A 21,192-nucleotide genomic window follows, 5' to 3' on the forward strand; every position below is an offset into this window, starting at 1 on the left:
TTATGAAAGCTTTAAATGAAAATTTGACTAATAATTTAATTAATGATGTTAAAAATGGAGTGTTAACTTCATTAGGTTTTGTTCTATCGAAATATGAAGAAAATGATATTTTTGCATATGTGTTATATATCGATGACTATTGTCAGTATTTAGGATGGGCTGCAAATACTATCTCTCATTACAAAGAATTAAAGAAGAATTTGCCAGTTGAAGAACATTCTTTTGTAAAATGGTATTATTCAGAATTTGAAATAGGCACAGGTGAAGTCCCCGAAGAAATTGATAAAATATTTAACCAAAATATTCAAGAAATTTTAGATAATATTCAAAAATTATTAGATGAAGATTTTGAAGTTGTTCAAGCAAATGTATATGATGCTATTATCGAAGGATTTAAATTAGCATTAACTGAGATGGATAAAAATAAGATAAAAAATATAATATTTTATGTTTCTCTTGCAGATAGTGATAATGCTGAAATTATGGAAAATTATTCAGCCAAGAAATTAAATTCATCAGAAAAATTTCTTCTTTTTAAGAATCGTTATGCTTGAAGCAAGCAGAGTAGTACACAAAATCCTCCAATTCTAATTAGCGTGTGTGTAAAACACACACACGCGGGCTTTTCAGTTTTCAGACGACCTCAATATTCTCTTTGAAGTCGTCTGAACTTTTGTTCTTTAATAATCTCATTATTTATCGGTTGACAAACCGATTGACATAGAGGTTGTCTGAGAAGCAGCTTTCAGACGGCCTCTATCAAATCGCCTCCCCCGACGGCGGCGCACGGCTGCTGTTTGCCGAAGTCGATTCCGGTTGCGGCATTTACCAACTGGTCGCACAACTCGACCGCAACGGCCGCCATATCCGCCTCTGCTACGACGACAACGGGCTGCCGCACAGCATTTACGACGGCAGCGGCCGACACTTCCAACCCGTATTCTCCTCTATCCGGCTGCACGACAACGATCCCGACTTCGACCCGGCCGGAGAAAGGGACGTCTTCGTTTCCGAGGACGAACGTTTCTACGTCAACCGCCTTACTTCCATCACCTTCAACGGCAAGGAATTGGTGCGCTACGACTACGACGGCTACGGCGATTTGACCGCCGTTTACGGACGCGACGGCAAAAAACTGCGCGGTTTCGCCTACCGAAACCACATCATGGTCGAACACAGCCAGCCCGACGGACTGGTGTCCCGCTACGAATACGACCGTTACGACACCGACGGCAAAGTGCTTAAAAGCAGCAACAACCTCGGCGAAGAATGGACGTTCGACTACCGCAAAGGCCATACCGTCGTTACCGACGCATTGGGACGGACGGAAGTATACGGTTTCGATGAAAACCGCGAACTCGTCTACCGCATCGATGCCGACGGACAACGCAACGACAGCGAACGCGACGACTACGGCCGCATTACCGTAGAACGCGACCCCCTCGGACGCGAAACCCGCTATCTCTACGATACCGAAGGCAACGTTATCGCCATCACCGCGCCGGACGGCAGCAGCACCCAGATCGACTACCACGAAACCCTCAACCTGCCGGTTGCCGTCAACGATCCCGCAGGCAGGATTACCGCCTACGATTACGACGGACGCGGCAACCTCATCAGTATCACCGACTCCGCCGGTTACACCACCAGCTACGGCTACAACGCCCAATGGCTGCCCGAAACCATTACCGACGCCTTAGGCAAAACCCGACGCCTACACTACGACACCCTCGACCAGCTCGTCAGCTTCACCGACTGTACCGGCGAAACCACCCGTTTCGGTTACACCGAATACGGCGATCTCGAAACCGTTACCGATGCGCTGGGCCATACCACCCGACACCACTACGACGCAGCGGGCAACCCCGTCCGTACCGACTATCCCGACGGCAGTCACGAAACCTTCGAATACGACCGCCTCAACCGTCTGACCGCCTACATCGATGGACTCGGTGCCAAAACCGCCTACGAACTCGCAGTGGACGGACTGCCGCTCAAACGCATCAACGCGCTGGGCCATACCTTTGCCTATGCCTACGACAAAGCCCGCCGTCTGACCGTCCTTACCAACGAAAACGGCGAAACCTACCGTCTCGATTACGACCAAACCGACAACCTGATCCAAGAAACCGGCTGGGACGGCAAAATTACCGCCTACGGCTACGATGCCGCCGGACAACTGGTTCAACAGACCGAATACGGCCAAAGCACCGATCAAGGTCGTCTGAAAGACCGCCCCGAGACTTGGCACATCCATCATTTCAAACGCAACATCCTCGGCCAACTGATCGAAAAGCAGAGCCGCAAAGTCTCCAGCCGCAACGGACAAAGCAAAGACGAAGGCATCAGCCGCACCCGTTTCGAATACGACCTGATTACCGGCAACCTGACCAAAGCCCGCAACCATCACAGCAGCGTCGAACTCGTCTACGACGAACTCGACCGCCTCATCGGCGAAACCACCGTCCACAACGGCCAAAGCGCCACTGTAGGCTACCGATACGACCCGTTGGGCAACCGCATCCGCACCATCCTTCCCGACGGCCGCCATATTGATTACCTGTACTACGGCAGCGGACACCTGCACCAAATCAGCCTCGACGGCGAAGTCGTCAGCGACATCGAGCGCGACAAACTGCACCGCGAAATCCAAAGGACACAGGGCAGCATCAGCAGCCTGTACGACTACGACCCCATGGGCCGTCTGAAAAGCCAGCGTACCGTCCAGAACGGCACACAAACACTCAGCGGCAAACAAAAACCGCTGGCCGGCGGCGCCGTCAACCGCCGCTACGCCTACGACAAAGCCGGCAACCTGATTCAAAGTGCCGACCAAAGAAGCGGCGTACTCAATTACGTTTACGACAAAATCGGACGCATTCAGGAAGCCCGCAACAGCCAAACCGGTCGCAGCGAAATCTTTGCCTTTGACCCCGCCCACAACATCCTTTCCGACAAAGCGGCCGAAGGGAAGGGCAAAGGCAGTAACATTAGCAGCGGCAACCGCCTCAAAGAATACAACGGCATCGAATACACCTACGACGCACTGGGCAACCTGATCTACCGCCAGCTGCCTAATGGCGAAAACCAATATTATCAATACGACCTCGAAAACCAACTCGTCCGCGCCGAAATCAAAAAGCCCGCCGGCAATACCGAGATTTGGGAATACGCCTACGACCCGTTCGGTCGAAGGCTCTCCAAAGAGCGCCAAGACAAACTCGCCTGGACGAGTACCGACCCCAAACGTACCCACTTCGTCTGGGACGGCAGCCGCCTATTGCAGGAGTACACCTACAAAGGCAGTTACACCTATATCTACACCGGCCAAGACAGCTACGAACCGCTGGCGCAAGTCTTTGACAACGCCAAAGACGGCAAACAATACCTCGCCTATTTCCACAACGACCAAGTCGGCATCCCGCGCGAGATGACCGACATCCACGGCAATCTGTTGTGGTACGGCGAATATACCGCCTGGGGTCGTCTGAAAAAGGATGAACGCGTCTATCGGAACGCGCATCAGCCGTTTAGATTGCAAAACCAATACTTCGATGAAGAGACCGGGCTGCATTACAACCTGATGCGCTATTACGAGCCTGAGGCCGGGCGGTTTGTGAATCAGGACCCGATTAAATTAATTGGTGGAGATAATCTATATCAGTTTGCGCCTAATGCGGCTATGTGGCTTGACCCTTGGGGGTTAGCAAAATTCGGTTCTGGGAAAGGTACACATAATGCAATTGTTAGTCATTTTGATAGTAAGGGTAATCTTGTGGGGCAGCCACGTTCCTATCAAAGTGGAGGTATGACTCCAGAGGAAAGGGCATTAGGTTTTCCTAGATCAACTTTGGCCACTCATACAGAAAATAGAGCGATGCGAGATTTAACGCCGGACTTGAAGCCTGGAGATACAGTGAGAATTAAAGGAGAGTACCCAGCATGTCCTAGTTGTAAAGGGGCTATGAATAGAGCACATGAAAAAACAGGGGCCAGGATAATTTATGAAGCTCCAGGGACTGAACCATGGGAAGCAGGAAAAAGTAAAAAAAGAACTCGTAAAGCACCTCGCCCAGCTGGAAAAAAACGACAAACACCTCTACCTGGAAAATGTTAAGAAACAATATGATAAGGAATTTTTTATGGAAATTATTTCAAGAAATACATATTACAAAATAGAAGATGATATTCTTACCATTGCATTTGCAGATAGTGAAAAACCTAATCCTGACAATTACTTAATTTTGCAAAGAGAAGTTGATGACTTAGAATACTATTATTATGAAATTAATAGTCAACAATATTCAGGGGTAGGTGGCTTCAAAAAGGTAGAAATTTATTCTGATAAATTAGTTATTTATTTTCAAGAAAATCAAAAAATTTATCAAAATAGTATTAAAAATCTAATTATTACATATCAACCTGATAAAAAATTAAATGAATATATTGAGTATATTTTTGGAGAATCTGATTGTGAAGTTGTAATTTGCTAAGTTTAAAAAATAATGACGGTAAGGCTACAATATCTAAAAAAACAATAATAAAGGGATTAGGAAAATATTGAAGGAAATATCTTTCTATCAAAAAAATTATGGAGTATACTTTTATGTTTAAATTAAAATTATTTCCCGAGGGTTTTTTTAATATATGTATTAAACGTAAAGTAGAAATTAAAAAGTTAGATAAACTTCCCAAGCTAGATAATAACTATTTGTTATTTATTTCTAAGTATCAGGAGGTAGAGATAATACCTGATATTTCTCTTTTTAATTATGAAGAGGCTTTAAATGAAAATAGATACTTAGAGTGCAATTATTCAGAAATATCAAGGTGTTTTTGGGGTATTGGACAAGCAGGACAGGGAGATGGATGGTTTTTAAATAAAATAGATAATACCATTTTTCATTATAATCATGATGCTGGAGAGTATACCAAATCTGGATTTACAAATTTAGGGATAGGTTTCCCACAATTTATCCAGTTGGCTTTATTATACCGAGATTTAGAACACCTATTGGATGAAGGAGAGACACTTACGGATAATATAAAAACTGAGTTTATAAATTCAGTAAATAGTATAAGTAATAATTTGTTTAATGTTTATCCATTTAAGTATTTTTAATTGGAATATTCAATGAATTTATTAAACAAACCGCAGCCCCGCACAAAACCTTCATTTCTGATGTAGGATATGTGCGGTACGCACGCGGTTTCTGTTTTTCAGACGACCTCAATACCTTTTTTGAGGTCGTCTGAATCATTTGTTCTTTAACAATTTATTAGCAGTTAACATAGAGGTCGTCTGAAAACTAACTTTCAGGCGACCTTCATCTTATTTTGTCAAAAATGTGCGTACGAAAGGGTTTTTATATCATACTGCTGCCTTTGAAATAGAATAAAAGGCGTATATAAAATCATGTGAGAGAATGATTTCAGATACTAAACGGCAGGGATTAATTTCTAGGAAACAGGCAGCAAGACTGCGTAGAATTATTGGTAAATGTTCCTAATTTTATTAATGTAAATATATTGGAAAGGGTTAATATGACATACTTGATTAAGCCATATGAATCAATTGGTGATTTTGTATTTGGTACTTCTCTTGAGGAAATACAAGAAAAACATGGAAAACCAGCAAGAATGGTTGAAGATAATATTATGAATAATAAGGTGGAATATAGGAATGCTTGTGAGTTAGTTTATGAAAACGATAAATTGGTTTATGGATATTGCTTAAAAGATTCTAATCCCATATTAGGAGATATTGATATATTTAAAAATTCAATCGAAGACCTTAAAGCTATCGATTCAGAATTTATCGAAGGAAAAAAATATATTCTTTTTAAGAATCTCGGGATTTGTATAGGAGGTATGACAGGGAAAAAAATTCCTGAAGGCAAGTTATTAATTGCATTTGATAAAAATCACTTTGATTTTTTTGAATGTTTTATCGAGGTGTAATCGAACTGTAGCCAATGAAGCTTCCAATTCCGATGTAAAGTAAGTCATAACCTGCACAAAATCTTCAGTCATGACGTAGAGTGTGTGCGGTACGTACGTACGAGGTTTTTTGGTTTATTAGACGGCCTCAATACCTCTTTGAGGCCGTCTGAAATATTGGTTCTTTAATAATCTACTAAAAGCATTTATTATTACATATCCAATAATCATAATTTAAGGGAAAACGTTCATGGCGTGGCGGTTTGTGTTGCCTACTTGGGTGGTTGGGGTAGTGCTTTCGTTTGTGTTGCCGTTTGTGCCGCCATGGTGGGTTTGGTTGTCTGTAATGATGGGCATGTTTGTGTTGTGCCGAAGATTTGATATGGCTTGGTTGGCTCTGGCCGCCTGCATGGGCATGGCGTTTGGTGTGTGGCGGACAGGGCTGGTGTTGGCCGGTCAATGGCCTGTAGGGGAGGTGGCGGCTAAAGTTTTGACGATTGAAGTGGCGGATATGCCGCGTGATGATGGTCGGCGCGTGCAGTTTGCGGCAAGGGCTTGGGATGAGCGCGGTCAGGCTTTTGATTTGATGTTGTCAGATTATCAGCGGCGCGATTGGATGGTGGGTAGTCGGTGGTCTGTGTCGGCGCGGGTAAAGCCGGTGATTGGCGAAGTGAATGTGCGCGGTTTGAACCGTGAAACATGGGCTTTGGCCAATGGTATCGACGGCATGGGTACTTTGGGGCGCGACAGGAAACTTGTGCGGCAAGGCGGTGCTTTCGGTTTGGCTAATATGCGTGATGCGGTAAGCCGAAGTTGGCAGGGAACGGCGGACAAATATCCTGAGTTTTCAGACGGCATAGGGTTGATGCGTGCTTTGAGTATTGGTGAGCAATCGGCGTTGCGACCGCCTTTGTGGCAGGCATTCCGGCCTTTGGGACTGACGCACTTGGTCAGTATTTCGGGCTTGCATGTAACGATGGTGGCGGTATTGTTTGCCTGGATAATCAAGCGAATTTTTCGTTATTTGCCGTGGATTCCGGCGCAACCGCGTGTGTGGATATTGGCCGGCGGTGTTGCCGGGGCTTTGTTTTATGCGCTTTTGGCCGGTTTTTCTGTACCGACGCAACGCAGTGTGTTGATGTTGGCTGCGTTTGCGTGGGCATGGTGGCGCGGCAGTGGCGGCTCGGGCTGGACGGCATGGTGGCAGGCTTTGGCCGTTGTTTTGTTGTTGGACCCGTTGGCCGTATTGGGCGTGGGAACGTGGTTGTCTTTCGGTTTGGTTGCTGCTTTGATTTGGGCTTCATCAGGCCGTCTGAAAGAATCGGGCTGGCGTTTGGCTGTACGGGGGCAATGGGCGGCGACGGTATTGTCGGTGGTATTGCTGGGCTATTTGTTTGCTTCGTTACCTTTGTTCAGTCCCTTGGTCAATGCGCTGGCTATTCCTTGGTTTTCTTGGGTATTGACGCCGTTGGCTTTGCTGGGTTCGGTTTTCCCGTTTGAACTTGTCCAGTTGGTAGCGGCATTTTTGGCGGAATATACTTTACGCGGTTTGGTATGGCTGGCTACGGTATCGCCTGAATTTGCCGTCGCAGCGGCGCCTGTGCCTTTGCTAGTGTTGGCGATGATGGCGGCTTTGCTGTTATTGCTGCCTAAAGGAATGGGCTTGAAACCTTGGGCATGTTTGGTTTTATTGGGTTTTGTGTTTTACCGTCCTGCCAAGTTGGAGGAGGGGGTAGCAAGAGTTACCGTAATGGATGCAGGGCAAGGTTTGTCGGTGTTGATACAAACGCGTAACCGCAATCTTTTGTTTGATACGGGAACGGAGCAAGTGGCGCAAACAGGTATTGTGCCGAGTTTGAACGCGATGGGTGTGCGCCGTTTGGACAGCCTGATTTTATCGCACCATGACATTGACCATGACGGCGGTTTTCAAAGTGTAGCGGCTGTCGGTGCCGATAAATTGCTTGCCGGACAACCTGAGTTTTATCCGAATGCAAAGTTTTGCCAAGAAGACAAATGGCAATGGGACGGCGTAGATTTCGAGTTGCTCAGGCCGTCTGAAAATACGGGTAAGGAAGATAACGATCAGAGCTGCGTATTGCGTGTCGTGGCAAACGGCAAAGCCTTGTTGATAACCGGCGATTTGGGCGTGAAGGGCGAGGCCGGTTTGATTGAGAAATACGGCAATGCGTTGTATAGCCAAGTGTTGGTATTGGGACATCACGGCAGCAGCACGGCTTCGTCAGGTAGCTTTTTACATACGGTTTCGCCGCAATATGCCGTGGCATCCAGCGGCTATGCCAATGCCTACAAACATCCGACCGTTGCCGTGCAAAATCGTGTCCGCGCGCACGGCATTACTTTGTTGAGAACGGATTTGTCAGGCGCATTGGTGTTTGTTTTAGGGCAAGACGATGTGTTCCGAGGCCGTCTGAAAAAGGACAAGTTTTATTGGCAGAAGAAACCGTTTGAGTAAAAAGGATAAAAGGCCGTCTGAAAGACTTTTTCAGACGGCCTTGATATTTTTCATTGACGGGCATTATCCAAATTTTGTGTGAATCCAATTGTGGATAGTTTGGTTTGATTATTGATAATAAAGAATAAATTGATTTTGATGAAAAAATAGGCAAATAGAAAAGAGAAAAATAATCACAAAGTTATTAGTAATTATCGGTATGATATTCTGTATATCAAGCAGAGCCTAAGGCCAGCACAAGGTTTGCACGTTTCTACAATGAAGATGCTGCGCAGCTGACGGCCGCCAATATTATCGGCTGATGGTTGTTTTGAAGTTTAAGGCCGTCTGAACTTGATATTTCATGTTCAGACGGCCTTAAACTTTGTGTTTGTTAACTATATAATATCCGACCCATCTGTTTAAAAAGGCCATCGCCATGAACACCATACGCACCAAAATTTGCGGTATTACCCGACCTGAAGACGCGCTGGCTGCGGCCGAATTGGGCGCGGATGCCATCGGGCTGGTGTTTTACGCCAAGAGTAAACGGGCTGTGAATATTGAGCAGGCGCAGGCGGTTTTGAGAAATTTGCCGCCGTTTGTATCGGTGGTGGCCTTGTTTGTGAATGAAAACGAGCAAGCCATCCGTGAGATTTTGCGTCAGGTGCCGATAGATGTGATTCAGTTTCACGGCGATGAAGACGATGATTTTTGCCGTCGGTTTGACCGTCCGTATTTGAAGGCCGTGCGTGTACAGTCCGCTGCCGATATTCAGACGGCCTGTGCCAAATTTCCGAATGCCCGCGCCTTGCTGTTTGATGCCTATCATCCGACCGAATACGGCGGTACGGGACAAAGTTTCGACTGGACTATGTTGCATGGCAATATCGGCAAACCGTGGATACTTGCCGGCGGGTTGACTGCGGAAAACGTTGCCGAAGCGGTAAAAATCAGTGGCGCGGCGGCGGTGGATGTGTCCGGCGGCGTGGAAATCTCTGGTGGGGTTAAGAGCAGGGAGAAAATGGCGGCGTTTATTCAGGCGGTAAAGGCCGTCTGAAAATTTGTTTGAATGAAAAGCAACCGGAATACAGCTATGCAAGAGCCAATCGTTGAGTCCCACCCCTTCGCAGCCTTGTTGCCGCCGCAGGCAACGGTCATGATGATGGGGACGTTTCCGCCTAAAGAAGAAAAACACGCGATGCAGTTTCATTATCCGAATTTTCAAAACGATATGTGGCGCGTGTATGGGCAGGTGTTTTTCGGTGATGCGGCGCATTTTCAAAAGCAGGGCGAGAAAGCGTTTGATGCCGATAAAATCAAAGCGTTTTTAAGTGAGAAGGGGATTGCATCCTGTCCGACCGTATTAAAGGCAATACGCGAGCATGGCAATGCTTCGGATAAGTTTTTGAAAGTGATAGAAACCGTCGATTTGGCGGCAGTATTGGCGCAAATGCCTAAGTGCCGCCATCTTTGCACCACCGGCGGCAAGGCAACCGAAGTTTTGTTGGAGATTCAAGGCAGTGGCATGAAAATGCCGAAGACAGGCGAAACAGTGCTGTTTCCCTATGCGGGGCGTGATTTGACCCTGACGCGCCTGCCTTCGACTTCGCGCGCCTATCCTTTGAGTTTGGCGAAAAAAGCGGCGGCATATCGGGCTTTTTTTGAAATGGCTGGATTGACTGTTTTTCAGGAGTAGGGCGATGGACCGTTATGAAATTTCTTTAATGACGTTTATGGCTTTGTGGTGGCTTTTTAATGTCGTCTCAGTGTGGTTGAAGGCCAAACAATGGCAGATCAAGATATTGTTGGGCGGAACGCTTTTGTATGTGATACAAATATCTGCAGTCATTATGTCTGTTAATGGCCTTAATTGGATATTTTTGAACACAAGTACCATAAATACCGATTCGTTGATTATTGCTTTGCTTGCGCTTAACTTTCTGGGTTGTTGGTTGCTGGCACTGTGGCTGGGGATGTTGGTATTAAAACTATGCCTGAGAAACAAAAACGAAGAAAAATATATTGCGCCGCCATTGGGTGCGGCATTGCTTGCAACATCGAGCTGTACGCTGTTGTTCCTATTTTGTCTGCTGATATTATTATTCAATTAGTTGCCGACAAGATGAATGGAAAACGGCTATAATTGCTGACAATTTTTACTTTCAGACGACCTTTTACTGAATCGGGCCGTCTGAAACCAGAAAACGAACAAGGAAAAATTCCATGAAAAACTATCACGCTCCCGACGAGAACGGCTTTTTCGGCGAACACGGCGGTCTGTATGTTTCCGAAACCCTGATTCCGGCTTTGCAAGAATTGGCAGAAGCCTATAAAGCGGCGAAAGAAGATCCTTCATTTTGGGAAGAGTTCAGCCATGATTTGAAACACTATGTCGGCCGTCCCAGCCCTGTTTACCATGCCGCACGATTGTCCGAGCATTTGGGCGGCGCACAAATTTGGCTGAAGCGTGAAGATTTGAACCACACCGGCGCACACAAAGTCAACAACACCATCGGTCAGGCATTGCTCGCCCGCCGCATGGGCAAAAAGCGCGTGATTGCCGAAACCGGCGCGGGTCAGCACGGTGTGGCCTCTGCTACCGTCGCCGCACGCTTCGGCATGACTTGCGACGTGTACATGGGCGCGGACGACATCCAACGTCAAATGCCCAACGTGTTCCGCATGAAATTATTGGGTGCGAACGTGGTCAGCGTCGACAGCGGCAGCCGTACATTGAAAGACGCGATGAACGAAGCCATGCGCGAATGGGTGGCGCGCGTGGACGATACGTTCTACATCATCGGCACTGCCGCAGGGCCGGCGCCGTATCCCGAAATGGTACGCGATTTTCAATGCGTGATCGGCAATGAAGCCAAAGAACAAATGTTGGAAGCCATCGGCCGCCAACCTGACGTTGCCGTTGCCTGCGTGGGCGGCGGCTCGAACGCCATCGGTTTGTTCCATCCTTATATCGAAGAAGAAAACGTGCGTTTGGTCGGCGTAGAAGCCGGCGGTTTGGGCGTGGATACCCCCGATCACGCCGCACCGATTACCAGCAAAGCCCCTATCGGCGTATTGCACGGTTTCCGCAGCTATTTGATGCAGGACGAAAACGGTCAAGTCTTGGGTACGCACTCTGTTTCCGCAGGCTTGGACTACCCAGGCATTGGCCCGGAACACAGCTATTTGAACGACATCAACCGCGTGGAATACACCGTTGCCAAAGACGACGAAGCACTCGAAGCCTTTGATTTGCTCTGCCGTTTCGAGGGCATTATTCCTGCGCTGGAATCCAGCCACGCCGTTGCTTGGGCGGTGAAAAACGCGCCGAAAATGGGCAAAGACCAAGTGATTTTGGTCAACCTCTCCGGTCGCGGCGATAAAGACATTAATACCGTGGCGAAACTCAAAGGCATTGAGTTGTAAGCCTGATTGATTGAACAGTAAAGGCCGTCTGAAAAAGCTGGATTTCAGTCTTTCAGACGGCCTTTGTTTCCGTAATGAACAGCGTAGTATTTTATCTGCGCAAACTTTATCAAGTATCGGCGGCTAAGGAAATTTATCCTTCCAAACCGCGCGTGTACGCTTTCTAAACCGATTATTCAAGTTATCCATCACCATGAAACATTTTGCAATCCATCTAAAACTATTGGGCATGGCGGCGTTTTGGGGCGCATCTTGGCCGATGGGGCGGATGCTGGGACAGGCACTGCCGCCTTTAACGGGCGGTATGCTGCGCTTTTTGACGGCGGCGATCTTGCTTTTGGGTTGGCTGTTTGCACGGTATCGGTTGCGTACTTTGGCGGTTTTGTCGCGTAAGCAATGGCTTGGATTGGCGCTGGCGGCGGCATTCGGCGTATTTGGTTTTACCGTATTGTCTATGTTGGGTTTGCAGCGGATTCCTGCTTCAAGGGCAACGGTGTTGGTTACGTTTAATCCTGTGTTGACGATGTTTTTTGCAGCTTTGCTGTTTGGTGAGAAGCTCAACGGCAAGATTGTGTCGGGTATGCTGTTGGCAGTGGCAGGCTCGATATGGGCGGTTACGCATGGCGAGATTGCGGCGTTTTTGTCGGGCGGCGGCGTAGGGTGGGGCGAAGTGCTGGTGTTTTTCAGCCTTTGCTGCTTGGTTACTTATACGATGATAGGCCGGGCGGTGTTGCAGGGAATTGATGCGCTGACGGTTACCGTGGCCACCGCTTGGCTGGGTGCAATGATGTTGCTGCCGCCTGCGCTGATTTCAGACGGCCTGCCGTTTGGTATGCTTGCCGAAATGGACGGCAGGGGCTGGTTTGCTTTGATTGGCCTGTCTGTCGGTGCAACGGTCTTGAGCTATGCGTGGTATTTTGAAGGCGTGAAGACTTTGGGCGCAGGCAGCGCGGCGGCGTACATCACTTTGGTGCCGGTATTCGGTATTTTGTGTTCCGCTTGGTTTTTGGGCGAGGCATTGCATGTTTCCTTGGTTGCCGGCTGTTTGGCGGCCGTAATCGGATTGGCGCTGATGCAATATGGAAGACGCGCCGTCTGAAAAGGTAAAGATGTTATATAATAACGAAAATTGTCAATCAGTCTTTAAAAAGAATATGTCCGAACCGTCCTCACTGCTCGATTTCGACCGCACCCATCTGCTCCATCCTTATACGTCCATGACCGACCCATTGCCTGTTTATCCGGTGCGCCGTGCGGAGGGCGTGCACATCGAATTGGCGGACGGCACGCGGCTGATTGACGGGATGTCGTCTTGGTGGTGTGCGATACACGGCTATAATCATCCTGTTTTGAATCAGGCGGTTGAGGCGCAGATTAAGCAAATGTCGCATGTGATGTTTGGCGGTTTGACGCATGAACCGGCGGTGGAACTGGGCAAATTATTGGTCGGGATTTTGCCGCAGGGTTTGGACCGTATTTTTTATGCGGATTCGGGTTCGGTTTCGGTCGAAGTCGCGCTGAAGATGGCGGTGCAATACCAGCAGGCGCGGGGTTTGACCGCGAAGCAGAATATCGCGACGGTGCGGCGCGGGTATCACGGTGATACTTGGAACGCGATGTCCGTCTGCGATCCGGAAACGGGGATGCACCATATTTTCGGCAGCGCTCTGCCACAGCGTTATTTTGTCGATAATCCGAAAAGCCGTTTCGACGATGAGTGGGACGGGGCAGATTTGCAGCCTGTCCACGCCTTGTTTGAAGCGCATCATGCAGATATAGCCGCCTTTATTTTGGAACCGGTCGTGCAGGGCGCGGGCGGTATGTATTTTTATCATCCGCAGTATCTTCGCGGTTTGCGCGATTTGTGCGATGAATTTGATATCGTGTTGATTTTTGACGAAATCGCCACCGGATTCGGGCGCACGGGCAAGATGTTTGCCTGTGAACACGCGGAGGTCGTACCGGATATTATGTGTATCGGCAAGGGCTTGAGCGGCGGCTATATGACGCTGGCGGCGGCAATCACTTCGCAAAAAGTCACCGAAACGATTTCGTGCGGCGAAGCGGGCGTGTTCATGCACGGGCCGACATTTATGGCAAACCCGCTGGCGTGTGCCGTTGCCTGCGCTTCGGTCAAACTGCTTTTGTCCCAAGATTGGCAGGCAAATATCTGCCGCATCGAAAGCATTTTAAAAGGCCGTCTGAAAACCGCATGGGACATCTGCGGCGTGAAAGACGTGCGCGTTTTGGGTGCCATCGGCGTGATCGAACTGGAAAAAGGCGTGGATATGGCGCGTTTTCAAGCGGACTGCGTGGCGCAGGGCATTTGGGTGCGCCCGTTCGGCAGGCTGGTGTACCTCATGCCGCCTTACATCATTTCAGACGACCTCTTGACCGAACTTGCCGACAAAACCGTACAAATCTTGAAGGAACACAGCAAATGAAAGGCGTTTACTTCGTCAGCGGCATAGACACGGACATCGGCAAAACCGTCGCCACCGGCGTGTTGGCAAAACAATTGTTGCAGCAGGGCAAAAGCGTGATCACGCAAAAGCCCGTGCAAACCGGTTGCCAAAACATCGCCGACGATATCGCCGTCCACCGCAACATCATGGGCATACCCATGCAAGAAGCCGACAAACAGCGGCTGACCATGCCTGAAATTTTCAGCTATCCGGCCTCGCCCCATCTCGCCGCCCGTCTGGACGGCAGGGCTTTGGACTTGAACAAAATCCGCACCGCCACGCAGCAACTGGCGGCGCAATACGAAATCGTCTTGGTCGAAGGCGCGGGCGGATTGATGGTTCCGCTGACGGAAGATTTGTTGACCATTGATTATATTCAGCAACAGGCTTATCCCGTCATTCTCGTTACCAGCGGGCGGCTCGGCAGCATCAACCACACCCTGCTCAGCTTCGCCGCGCTCAAACAATACGGCATCAGCTTGCATAGCCTGATTTTCAACCATATCCACGACAGCAAAGATGAAACCGTTGCCAGCGACACCTTGGAATATCTTAAAGGCCGTCTGAAAGATGAATTTCCTGAAGCCAAATGGCAGGAGTTGGCTAAAGCAGAGGTGTTCAATGGCGTTTGATATACCGCGTAGCACGCTTTGTTCACATGCCGAAGCTTCAAGTCTTCTGCCGTATAAGGTCGGACATTTGCTGACCGTTTCTTCGCTAACCGCTGCGTTGCGCGCTTCAGGTAAGGATTTTTCAGTCGAGCCGGTGTATTTGGGTTTGACGAAGGAGGAGGAAAACGGAGATGAAATCTTTGTGCGCGATGTTTTGCTCAAATTGGACGGCGAAACAGTGATACAAGCCAGAAGCGCGTGCCGGCCGGATAGCCGTCTATGGACTGAATTATTGGATTGTGGAACGCAGCCTTTGGGCGAGCGTCTGTTTGACGGTACATTGCCGTTGAAACGTTCGGATTTTGAGTTTCTTCGTTTTGAAGATGCCGACCATCCGTCTTTCAGACGGCCTGTTACCGCGCGCCGTTCGTATTTCGATTGGAACGGCGAAATATTGGAATTAACAGAATATTTCTTATTGAAATTAATGGATTTATACCGATAAGGCCGTTTGAAAAGAAAACCGATTGCCGATGTTTGTCATAATTCTGTTATAATACAACAAATTAAATCATTAAGATTCGTTTGATTTCAGACGGCAATAAATTATAATAAGAGCTAAGGCTCTAAAAATGCCTTTCATTCAGTATCAATACATATACAACGACACATTACACCAATGAACATACGGCGCTTTTTCCTACAATTTTTACCGCGTTACGCTGTCGGACGGATGGTGATATACGCCAAACTGATGCGCATCGACAAACCCATCGGCACACTGCTTTTGCTGTGGCCGACTTATTGGGCATTGTGGATTGCGTCTAAAGGCGTTCCCGACGCGGATATTTTTATTGCCTTTACCGCAGGTACATTTCTGATGCGCAGCGCAGGTTGCGTCGTGAACGACTTTGCCGACCGCAATTTTGACGGCGCAGTAGAGCGCACCAAAAACCGCCCGTTTGCCAAAGGTTTGGTTTCCAAAACCGAAGCGCTGCTTTTGACCGTCATGCTGTGTCTGATGGCGGCCTTGTGTCTGGTGCCGCTCAACCGATTTACTTGGCTGATGAGCCTTCCGGCCTTGTTTCTGGCCGTCACATATCCCTTTACCAAACGCTTTTTCCCGTTGCCGCAGTTTTATTTGGGACTGGCATTTTCGTTCGGCATCCCCATGGCCTTTGCCGCCGTGCAAGGCCGAGTGCCTCCCGAAGCGTGGCTGATGTTTACCGCCAATGCCTTATGGACGCTGGCTTACGACACGATTTATGCTATGGCGGACAAAGAAGACGATTTGAAAATCGGCATTAAAACTTCGGCAATCACATTTGGCCATCACGACATTAGCGCAACCATGCTTTGCCATTTTTGGTTTACGGTATTGATGGCGGTGCTGGGTATCAAAATCGGCGCAACTTGGCCGTATTGGCTGGTATTGCCGATAACCGCGTATTGGCAGTGCCAGCAATATGCCGCCATCCGTACACGCGACCGTCAGTTGTGCTTCCAAACGTTTTTGGCCAACAACCGCATCGGCTTGGCGTGGTTTTGCGGATTGGTCTGCCATTATTTCTGGTTGTTTTTGGTTTCCAAATTGTTTTAAAAAATGAGGTTGGGGCCGTCTGAAAAGAAAGGGAAAAGGAGTATGCCGGACATACTCCTTTTTATTTAAACCGTGATTTAGCCAATGATGGAATTTTTACTTTAAATCAATCATAATCAAATGGTTGGATTATTTTCGGCTCGTTAAAAAATATCAAAAACAACATGGAAAATGTTAGCGGGACGAGTGTAAATTACGCCCTCAGGATTGAGATTTGCACCGACAATCGGTACAATCCCATTGTTTTGCGACATTTAAAAGAGATACATATGAGCCTGATCGGCGAAATTTTACCTTTGTCCCATATCGTTTTGGATTTGGAAGTCAGCAGCAAAAAGCGTCTGTTTGAAGAGGCCGCACAGCTGCTGGAGAATGAAGCAGAATTACCGAATGCCAACGTGTTCGACTGCCTGTTTGCTCGTGAAAAACTCGGTTCGACCGGTTTGGGGCAGGGGGTGGCGATTCCCCATGGCCGTCACGCATGCGTGAAAAAAGCCACCGGTGCGTTTATCCGCACCAAAGAGCCGGTCGCCTTTGATGCGCCCGACGGCAAACCCGTTTCCCTGATTTTCATCCTGCTTGTGCCTGAAAACGCTACCGGCGAACATTTGGAAGTCTTGTCCAAACTGGCCGGCAGATTCTCTCAAAAAGCCGTCCGTGAAGCATTGATGGCCGCGACTTCTGCCGAAGAAGTGCGTACACTCCTGACTGAAGAGTAATTCATGCCCAGCATATCCGTCCGCCGCCTGTTTTCCGACAATCAGCACAAACTCGAACTTGCTTGGGCTGCCGGCAATTCCGGCGCGGACAACCGTATCGGTGTCGAAGCCGATAAACCCGTCTTGGCCTTGGTCGGCCACTTAAACTTTATCCATCCAAACCAAATTCAAGTTGTCGGCGTAGCCGAAGCCGAATATTTACGCCGTCTGGAATCGGGCGAACTCAACTATGATTTCGGCGAGCTTTTCGACATTCCCATGTCTTTGGTCATTGTTGCCAACGGTTTGCCGGTTTCGCCCAAATTGCGCGATTATTGCCATACCAACAGTATCCCCCTGCTGACATCCAAACAGGAAAGCCCGCACTTGATGGACGTTTTGCGGATTTATCTGCAACGCACATTGGCGACTTCCACCATCAAGCACGGCGTATTTTTGGATGTATTTGAAGTGGGCGTACTCATTACCGGGCAGTCCGGCTTGGGTAAGAGCGAATTGGCATTGGAGCTGATTTCGCGTGGCCACAGCCTGATTGCCGATGATGCGGTCGAACTCTTCCGTACCGGCCCGGAAATGCTGGAAGGCCGTTGTCCGCCTATGCTGCGTGATTTCCTCGAAGTACGCGGTTTGGGCATACTCAATATCCGCCATATTTTTGGCGAAACCTCCATCCGTCCGAAAAAAATCCTCCAGCTGATTATCAATTTGGTTCCTGCCGACGACGGATACATGAAACAACTCGATCGATTGAGCATCCGTACCGAAACAGAATCTATCCTCAACGTCAGCGTCCGTTCCGTTACCCTGCCTGTTGCAATCGGTCGAAACTTAGCAGTATTGGTTGAAGCTGCGGTGCGCAATTACATCCTTCAATTGCGCGGCAAAGACAGCACCAAAGAATTCCTCGAACGCCATCAAACACAACTCAAAGAAAACGAACAAAACCATGAAAATCGTCCTGATTAGCGGCTTATCCGGCTCAGGAAAATCCGTAGCCCTCAAGCAGCTCGAAGATTTGGGCTATTACTGTGTCGATAATCTTCCCTTGGAAATGCTTCCGTCGTTGGTTTCACTCCACATCGAACGTGCCGATGAAACCAAACTCGGTGTCAGCGTTGACATCCGTTCCGGTATCAATATTCAGGAAGCGCAAGAGCAAATCCAATATTTGCGTCATGAAGGGCATCAAGTCGAAGTCCTCTTTATTGAAGCGGAAGAGGGCGTGTTGGTACGCCGCTTCTCGGAAACCCGCCGCGGCCATCCTTTGTCAGGCCATAATCTGACCTTGTTGGAAAGCCTGCAAAAAGAACGCGAATGGCTCTTTCCGCTCAAAGACATTGCATATTGCATCGATACGTCCAAAATGAACGCGCAGCAGCTGCGTTATGCCGTTCAACAATGGCTCAACATTGAACGCATCGGTTTGCTGGTTATTCTTGAGTCCTTTGGTTTCAAATACGGCGTTCCCAATAATGCCGACTTTATGTTTGACATGCGCAGCCTGCCTAATCCGTATTACGACCCCGAATTGCGCCCCTTTACCGGCATGGACAAACCCATTCAAGATTATTTGGACCAGCAGCCTTTGGTTCAAGAAATGGTTGATGATATTGAGCATTTCTTAAACCGCTGGCTACCGCGCCTGCAGCAAGAGAGCCGCAGTTATGTGACGATTGCCATCGGTTGTACCGGCGGTCAGCACCGCTCCGTTTATGTTGTAGAAAAACTGGCCGAGCGCCTCAAAGGCCGTTATGAACTCCTTGTCCGCCACCGTCAGGCACAAAGCTTGGCAGGACGCTAACTTGCCGTTTCAGACGGCCTCAAAGGAAGAAACCATGAAAAAAATCAGTCTGACCGCATTATCCCTGCTTATCTTGACCGCTTGTGCAACAGAGCCTGTTACTGCTTACCGTTGGCACCGTACCGGCGCGAGCGAAGCTGAAGTTTCCCGCCAAATCAATACCTGCAAATCGCAAGTTCAAAATGGAACCAAACGTGGCAATACATCCAAGACGTTTGAACAATGTATGGATGAAGCAGGTTATTACAGCTACGAGCATGGCAATCTCTAAATCCTGATTAACCGATTATCCCAATATCGAGGCCGTCTGAAAAAAATGATTGTTCAGACGGCCTCAGATACGAATAGAAAGAACAAAAAGACATGGCTATCCAATGGTTTCCCGGCCACATGAACAAGGCAAAAAAAGCCATTGCCGAACGTATTAAAAGCGTTGATATGGTGATTGAGATGTTGGACGCGCGTATGCCTGCTTCCAGCGAAAACCCCTTGCTTGCCCAGTTGTCCAAAGGCAAGCCCAAACTCAAAATCTTAAACAAGCAAGACCTTGCTGATCCTGAGCGCACCAAAGTTTGGCTCGAACACTACAACAGCCGCCAAGATACCCGCGCCATTGCGCTGGATTCTTCCGAAACCGGCGCGCATGGCAAAATCACCCAAGCCTGCCGCGCGATGATTCCGCATCGCCAAGGTATCGAGAAGCCGTTGCGTGTCCTGATTTGTGGTATCCCCAACGTCGGCAAATCCACCTTGATTAACGGCATGATCGGCAAAAAATCTGCCAAAACCGGTAACGAACCTGGTATTACCAAAGCCGAACAACGCCTTTTCCTTGCCGACGATTTCTGGCTTTACGATACCCCCGGTATGTTGTGGCCGAAAATTATTGTTGAAGAAGGCGGCTATAACCTTGCAGCCGGCGGTGCAGTCGGACGCAACGCGCTGGACGAAGAAGAAGTGGCGCTTGAGCTTTTGGATTACCTCCGCCGCCATTATCTGGCCCTGTTGCAAGAGCGCTATCAATCCGACAAAGATCCAAGCAGCCATTGGGACGATACTTCTTGGTTGGAGTGGATTGCCAAAAAACGCGGTGCGGTTTTGAGCGGCGGACGGGTCAACTACCAAAAGGCCGCTGAAAATATCCTGACCGATTTCCGCGAAGGCAAAATCGGCAGAATCACGCTGGAAACGCCAAACCAATGGGAGGCTTGGCTGAAAAAAGCCAGACAGAAAGAGGCCGAACTCAAAGCCATTCGCGAAGCCAGAAAGGCGGAACGAAAAGGGCAGCAGCCTTCAGCCGATTAATACAAAAGGCCGAGACCTTTGCAAAAATAGTCTGTTAACGAAATTTGACGCATAAAAATGCGCCAAAAAATTTTCAATTGCCTAAAACCTTCCTAATATTGAACAAAAATTAGGAAAAATCAGAAAAGTTTTGTATTTTGAAAATGAGATTGAGCATAAAATTTTAGTAACCTATGTTATTGCAAAGGTCTCAGGCCGTCTGAAATCTATTTTCAGACGGCCTTTTGTTGGGATAGACAATTTAGAGGGCGGTACGGCTGAAGCTGTCCAGAGCTTTATCGGTTTGGATTTGGTTGAACTGCATGGTAGTTTTGTCGCCTTGCTTTTCATCCAATTCGATTTTACGCACCAGTGTATCGCCGTTGATTTCGATACGGTTGAAGATTTGGCGGGTAATGGCGGTTTTCGGAGTCAGGGTCAACGTCCATTTTTTTTCGTTGCCGTTTAATTTCAAATCAAATTGTTTTTCCAAACCTTGGGTATTGCCGCCCAAAAGGTCGAGGAAGAGTTTAATTTGGCGGCTTTGGCCGTTGAGTTTGCTGGCATTTGGGTTGACCCATTGGCTGCCGTTCCACTGCATGATGCCGTCTGAACGCACGCGCAGGGTAGTTTCAAATGGTTTTTGCATTTTCCAGAGCAGGCCTTTTTGCGGGACAAGGGTAAAGCTGCCGCTGGTGGTCATGGGTTTGCTGAGGGATTTGAGCTGGCGTTGTTGGACAAAATTGCCTTGCACGTTTTGCGGTTTTTGCAAGGTTTGTGCCAATTCGGCAGGGGAAAATGCCCACAAAGCCGGAGCGCTGATGAGGAGAGTAAGAGAAAGAATGGTTTTTTTCATTGTATTTCCATAAGGTCTGAGGCCGTCTGAAA

Annotated in this window: 22 protein-coding genes; 20 read left to right on the forward strand and 2 right to left on the reverse strand. The window is 48.3% G+C overall.

What is annotated here, in order from left to right; translation table 11 throughout:
- Window positions 1-2: 2 nt before the first annotated feature.
- The 5 genes from BBP27_RS01640 to BBP27_RS01660 all read left to right on the forward strand — a co-directional run bounded on the left by BBP27_RS01640 (window position 3) and on the right by BBP27_RS01660 (window position 5,961).
- Window positions 3-554, forward strand: coding sequence for a DUF4303 domain-containing protein (locus BBP27_RS01640; protein WP_070849608.1), 552 nt, complete (start codon window positions 3-5; stop codon window positions 552-554).
- A gap of 173 nt (window positions 555-727) precedes the next feature.
- Window positions 728-4,117: an RHS repeat-associated core domain-containing protein gene (locus BBP27_RS01645; protein ID WP_265511147.1), complete on the forward strand. Its 3,390-nt coding sequence runs from the start codon at window positions 728-730 to the stop codon at window positions 4,115-4,117.
- 25 nt (window positions 4,118-4,142) lie between these two features.
- Window positions 4,143-4,493 carry an Imm10 family immunity protein gene (locus tag BBP27_RS01650; protein ID WP_265511148.1) on the forward strand — a complete coding sequence of 117 codons (351 nt, stop codon included), beginning with the start codon at window positions 4,143-4,145 and terminating at the stop codon, window positions 4,491-4,493.
- Between the two features lie 113 nt (window positions 4,494-4,606).
- On the forward strand, window positions 4,607-5,122 hold the full coding sequence (locus BBP27_RS01655) for a hypothetical protein (RefSeq protein ID WP_265511149.1): 516 nt from the start codon (window positions 4,607-4,609) through the stop codon (window positions 5,120-5,122).
- A gap of 422 nt (window positions 5,123-5,544) precedes the next feature.
- Window positions 5,545-5,961, forward strand: a complete 417-nt coding sequence (locus tag BBP27_RS01660; protein WP_188212207.1) for a CTP synthase — start codon at window positions 5,545-5,547, stop codon at window positions 5,959-5,961.
- A gap of 213 nt (window positions 5,962-6,174) precedes the next feature.
- Here BBP27_RS01660 and BBP27_RS01665 read toward each other — a convergent pair whose 3' ends face one another.
- Window positions 6,175-6,297, reverse strand: coding sequence for a hypothetical protein (locus BBP27_RS01665; protein WP_265511150.1), 123 nt, complete (start codon window positions 6,295-6,297; stop codon window positions 6,175-6,177).
- Window positions 6,298-6,322: 25 nt separating this feature from the next.
- On the opposite strand from BBP27_RS01665, the gene BBP27_RS01670 reads away from it, so the two are divergent.
- The 15 genes from BBP27_RS01670 to ylqF all read left to right on the forward strand — a co-directional run bounded on the left by BBP27_RS01670 (window position 6,323) and on the right by ylqF (window position 20,325).
- Window positions 6,323-8,416: a DNA internalization-related competence protein ComEC/Rec2 gene (locus BBP27_RS01670; protein ID WP_223168966.1), complete on the forward strand. Its 2,094-nt coding sequence runs from the start codon at window positions 6,323-6,325 to the stop codon at window positions 8,414-8,416.
- 418 nt (window positions 8,417-8,834) lie between these two features.
- On the forward strand, window positions 8,835-9,455 hold the full coding sequence (locus BBP27_RS01675) for a phosphoribosylanthranilate isomerase (protein ID WP_188212205.1): 621 nt from the start codon (window positions 8,835-8,837) through the stop codon (window positions 9,453-9,455).
- A gap of 36 nt (window positions 9,456-9,491) precedes the next feature.
- Window positions 9,492-10,094 (forward strand): DNA glycosylase, encoded by a 603-nt coding sequence (locus BBP27_RS01680; RefSeq protein ID WP_188212204.1) that lies wholly within the window; start codon window positions 9,492-9,494, stop codon window positions 10,092-10,094.
- Between the two features lie 4 nt (window positions 10,095-10,098).
- A complete protein-coding gene (locus BBP27_RS01685) occupies window positions 10,099-10,509 on the forward strand; it encodes a hypothetical protein (protein WP_188212203.1) in 411 nt (136 codons plus the stop codon).
- 112 nt (window positions 10,510-10,621) lie between these two features.
- Window positions 10,622-11,824 (forward strand): tryptophan synthase subunit beta, encoded by a 1,203-nt coding sequence (gene trpB, locus BBP27_RS01690; protein ID WP_188212202.1) that lies wholly within the window; start codon window positions 10,622-10,624, stop codon window positions 11,822-11,824.
- A gap of 193 nt (window positions 11,825-12,017) precedes the next feature.
- Window positions 12,018-12,923, forward strand: coding sequence for a DMT family transporter (locus tag BBP27_RS01695; protein WP_188212201.1), 906 nt, complete (start codon window positions 12,018-12,020; stop codon window positions 12,921-12,923).
- Between the two features lie 55 nt (window positions 12,924-12,978).
- The gene (gene bioA / locus BBP27_RS01700) at window positions 12,979-14,268 is read left to right on the forward strand and encodes an adenosylmethionine--8-amino-7-oxononanoate transaminase (protein ID WP_188212200.1); all 1,290 of its coding nucleotides are present in this window, start codon (window positions 12,979-12,981) and stop codon (window positions 14,266-14,268) included.
- Window positions 14,265-14,921, forward strand: coding sequence for a dethiobiotin synthase (gene bioD, locus BBP27_RS01705; RefSeq protein ID WP_188212199.1), 657 nt, complete (start codon window positions 14,265-14,267; stop codon window positions 14,919-14,921). Before bioA ends, bioD begins: the two co-directional genes overlap by 4 nt.
- On the forward strand, window positions 14,911-15,405 hold the full coding sequence (locus BBP27_RS01710; protein WP_188212198.1) for a chorismate--pyruvate lyase family protein: 495 nt from the start codon (window positions 14,911-14,913) through the stop codon (window positions 15,403-15,405). Before bioD ends, BBP27_RS01710 begins: the two co-directional genes overlap by 11 nt.
- A 228-nt stretch (window positions 15,406-15,633) precedes the next feature.
- Window positions 15,634-16,500: a 4-hydroxybenzoate octaprenyltransferase gene (gene ubiA, locus BBP27_RS01715; protein ID WP_410505885.1), complete on the forward strand. Its 867-nt coding sequence runs from the start codon at window positions 15,634-15,636 to the stop codon at window positions 16,498-16,500.
- Between the two features lie 269 nt (window positions 16,501-16,769).
- A complete protein-coding gene (gene ptsN / locus BBP27_RS01720; protein ID WP_003747374.1) occupies window positions 16,770-17,219 on the forward strand; it encodes a PTS IIA-like nitrogen regulatory protein PtsN in 450 nt (149 codons plus the stop codon).
- Window positions 17,220-17,222: 3 nt separating this feature from the next.
- The gene (gene hprK / locus BBP27_RS01725) at window positions 17,223-18,185 is read left to right on the forward strand and encodes an HPr(Ser) kinase/phosphatase (protein ID WP_003747372.1); all 963 of its coding nucleotides are present in this window, start codon (window positions 17,223-17,225) and stop codon (window positions 18,183-18,185) included.
- Window positions 18,166-19,020: an RNase adapter RapZ gene (rapZ, locus tag BBP27_RS01730; RefSeq protein ID WP_003747370.1), complete on the forward strand. Its 855-nt coding sequence runs from the start codon at window positions 18,166-18,168 to the stop codon at window positions 19,018-19,020. The genes hprK and rapZ overlap by 20 nt, the downstream gene beginning before the upstream one ends.
- A gap of 34 nt (window positions 19,021-19,054) precedes the next feature.
- The gene (locus BBP27_RS01735; RefSeq protein ID WP_003684875.1) at window positions 19,055-19,291 is read left to right on the forward strand and encodes a lipoprotein; all 237 of its coding nucleotides are present in this window, start codon (window positions 19,055-19,057) and stop codon (window positions 19,289-19,291) included.
- Between the two features lie 92 nt (window positions 19,292-19,383).
- Window positions 19,384-20,325, forward strand: coding sequence for a ribosome biogenesis GTPase YlqF (gene ylqF, locus BBP27_RS01740; RefSeq protein ID WP_188212197.1), 942 nt, complete (start codon window positions 19,384-19,386; stop codon window positions 20,323-20,325).
- Window positions 20,326-20,566: 241 nt separating this feature from the next.
- Here the strand turns inward: ylqF and BBP27_RS01745 are convergent, their stop codons facing one another.
- Entirely contained in the window at window positions 20,567-21,160 is a 594-nt protein-coding gene (locus tag BBP27_RS01745; RefSeq protein WP_003747363.1) for a LolA family protein, read from the reverse strand.
- Window positions 21,161-21,192 lie beyond the last annotated feature (32 nt).

Origin of the sequence: Neisseria sp. RH3002v2g, assembly GCF_014596425.2 — a bacterium.
Taxonomy (GTDB): domain Bacteria; phylum Pseudomonadota; class Gammaproteobacteria; order Burkholderiales; family Neisseriaceae; genus Neisseria.

Excerpts from the sequence above, each read along its gene's own strand:
- BBP27_RS01640 (WP_070849608.1), top strand. The coding sequence starts at position 3 with ATGAAAGCTTTAAATGAAAATTTGACTAATAATTTAATTAATGATGTT.
- BBP27_RS01650 (WP_265511148.1), top strand. The coding sequence starts at position 4,143 with ATGGAAATTATTTCAAGAAATACATATTACAAAATAGAAGATGATATT.
- BBP27_RS01655 (WP_265511149.1), top strand. The coding sequence starts at position 4,607 with ATGTTTAAATTAAAATTATTTCCCGAGGGTTTTTTTAATATATGTATT.
- BBP27_RS01660 (WP_188212207.1), top strand. The coding sequence starts at position 5,545 with ATGACATACTTGATTAAGCCATATGAATCAATTGGTGATTTTGTATTT.
- BBP27_RS01665 (WP_265511150.1), bottom strand. The coding sequence starts at position 6,297 with ATGCCCATCATTACAGACAACCAAACCCACCATGGCGGCACAAACGGC.
- BBP27_RS01670 (WP_223168966.1), top strand. The coding sequence starts at position 6,323 with ATGGCTTGGTTGGCTCTGGCCGCCTGCATGGGCATGGCGTTTGGTGTG.
- BBP27_RS01675 (WP_188212205.1), top strand. The coding sequence starts at position 8,835 with ATGAACACCATACGCACCAAAATTTGCGGTATTACCCGACCTGAAGAC.
- BBP27_RS01680 (WP_188212204.1), top strand. The coding sequence starts at position 9,492 with ATGCAAGAGCCAATCGTTGAGTCCCACCCCTTCGCAGCCTTGTTGCCG.
- BBP27_RS01685 (WP_188212203.1), top strand. The coding sequence starts at position 10,099 with ATGGACCGTTATGAAATTTCTTTAATGACGTTTATGGCTTTGTGGTGG.
- trpB (WP_188212202.1), top strand. The coding sequence starts at position 10,622 with ATGAAAAACTATCACGCTCCCGACGAGAACGGCTTTTTCGGCGAACAC.
- BBP27_RS01695 (WP_188212201.1), top strand. The coding sequence starts at position 12,018 with ATGAAACATTTTGCAATCCATCTAAAACTATTGGGCATGGCGGCGTTT.
- bioA (WP_188212200.1), top strand. The coding sequence starts at position 12,979 with ATGTCCGAACCGTCCTCACTGCTCGATTTCGACCGCACCCATCTGCTC.
- bioD (WP_188212199.1), top strand. The coding sequence starts at position 14,265 with ATGAAAGGCGTTTACTTCGTCAGCGGCATAGACACGGACATCGGCAAA.
- BBP27_RS01710 (WP_188212198.1), top strand. The coding sequence starts at position 14,911 with ATGGCGTTTGATATACCGCGTAGCACGCTTTGTTCACATGCCGAAGCT.
- ubiA (WP_410505885.1), top strand. The coding sequence starts at position 15,634 with ATGGTGATATACGCCAAACTGATGCGCATCGACAAACCCATCGGCACA.
- ptsN (WP_003747374.1), top strand. The coding sequence starts at position 16,770 with ATGAGCCTGATCGGCGAAATTTTACCTTTGTCCCATATCGTTTTGGAT.
- hprK (WP_003747372.1), top strand. The coding sequence starts at position 17,223 with ATGCCCAGCATATCCGTCCGCCGCCTGTTTTCCGACAATCAGCACAAA.
- rapZ (WP_003747370.1), top strand. The coding sequence starts at position 18,166 with ATGAAAATCGTCCTGATTAGCGGCTTATCCGGCTCAGGAAAATCCGTA.
- BBP27_RS01735 (WP_003684875.1), top strand. The coding sequence starts at position 19,055 with ATGAAAAAAATCAGTCTGACCGCATTATCCCTGCTTATCTTGACCGCT.
- ylqF (WP_188212197.1), top strand. The coding sequence starts at position 19,384 with ATGGCTATCCAATGGTTTCCCGGCCACATGAACAAGGCAAAAAAAGCC.
- BBP27_RS01745 (WP_003747363.1), bottom strand. The coding sequence starts at position 21,160 with ATGAAAAAAACCATTCTTTCTCTTACTCTCCTCATCAGCGCTCCGGCT.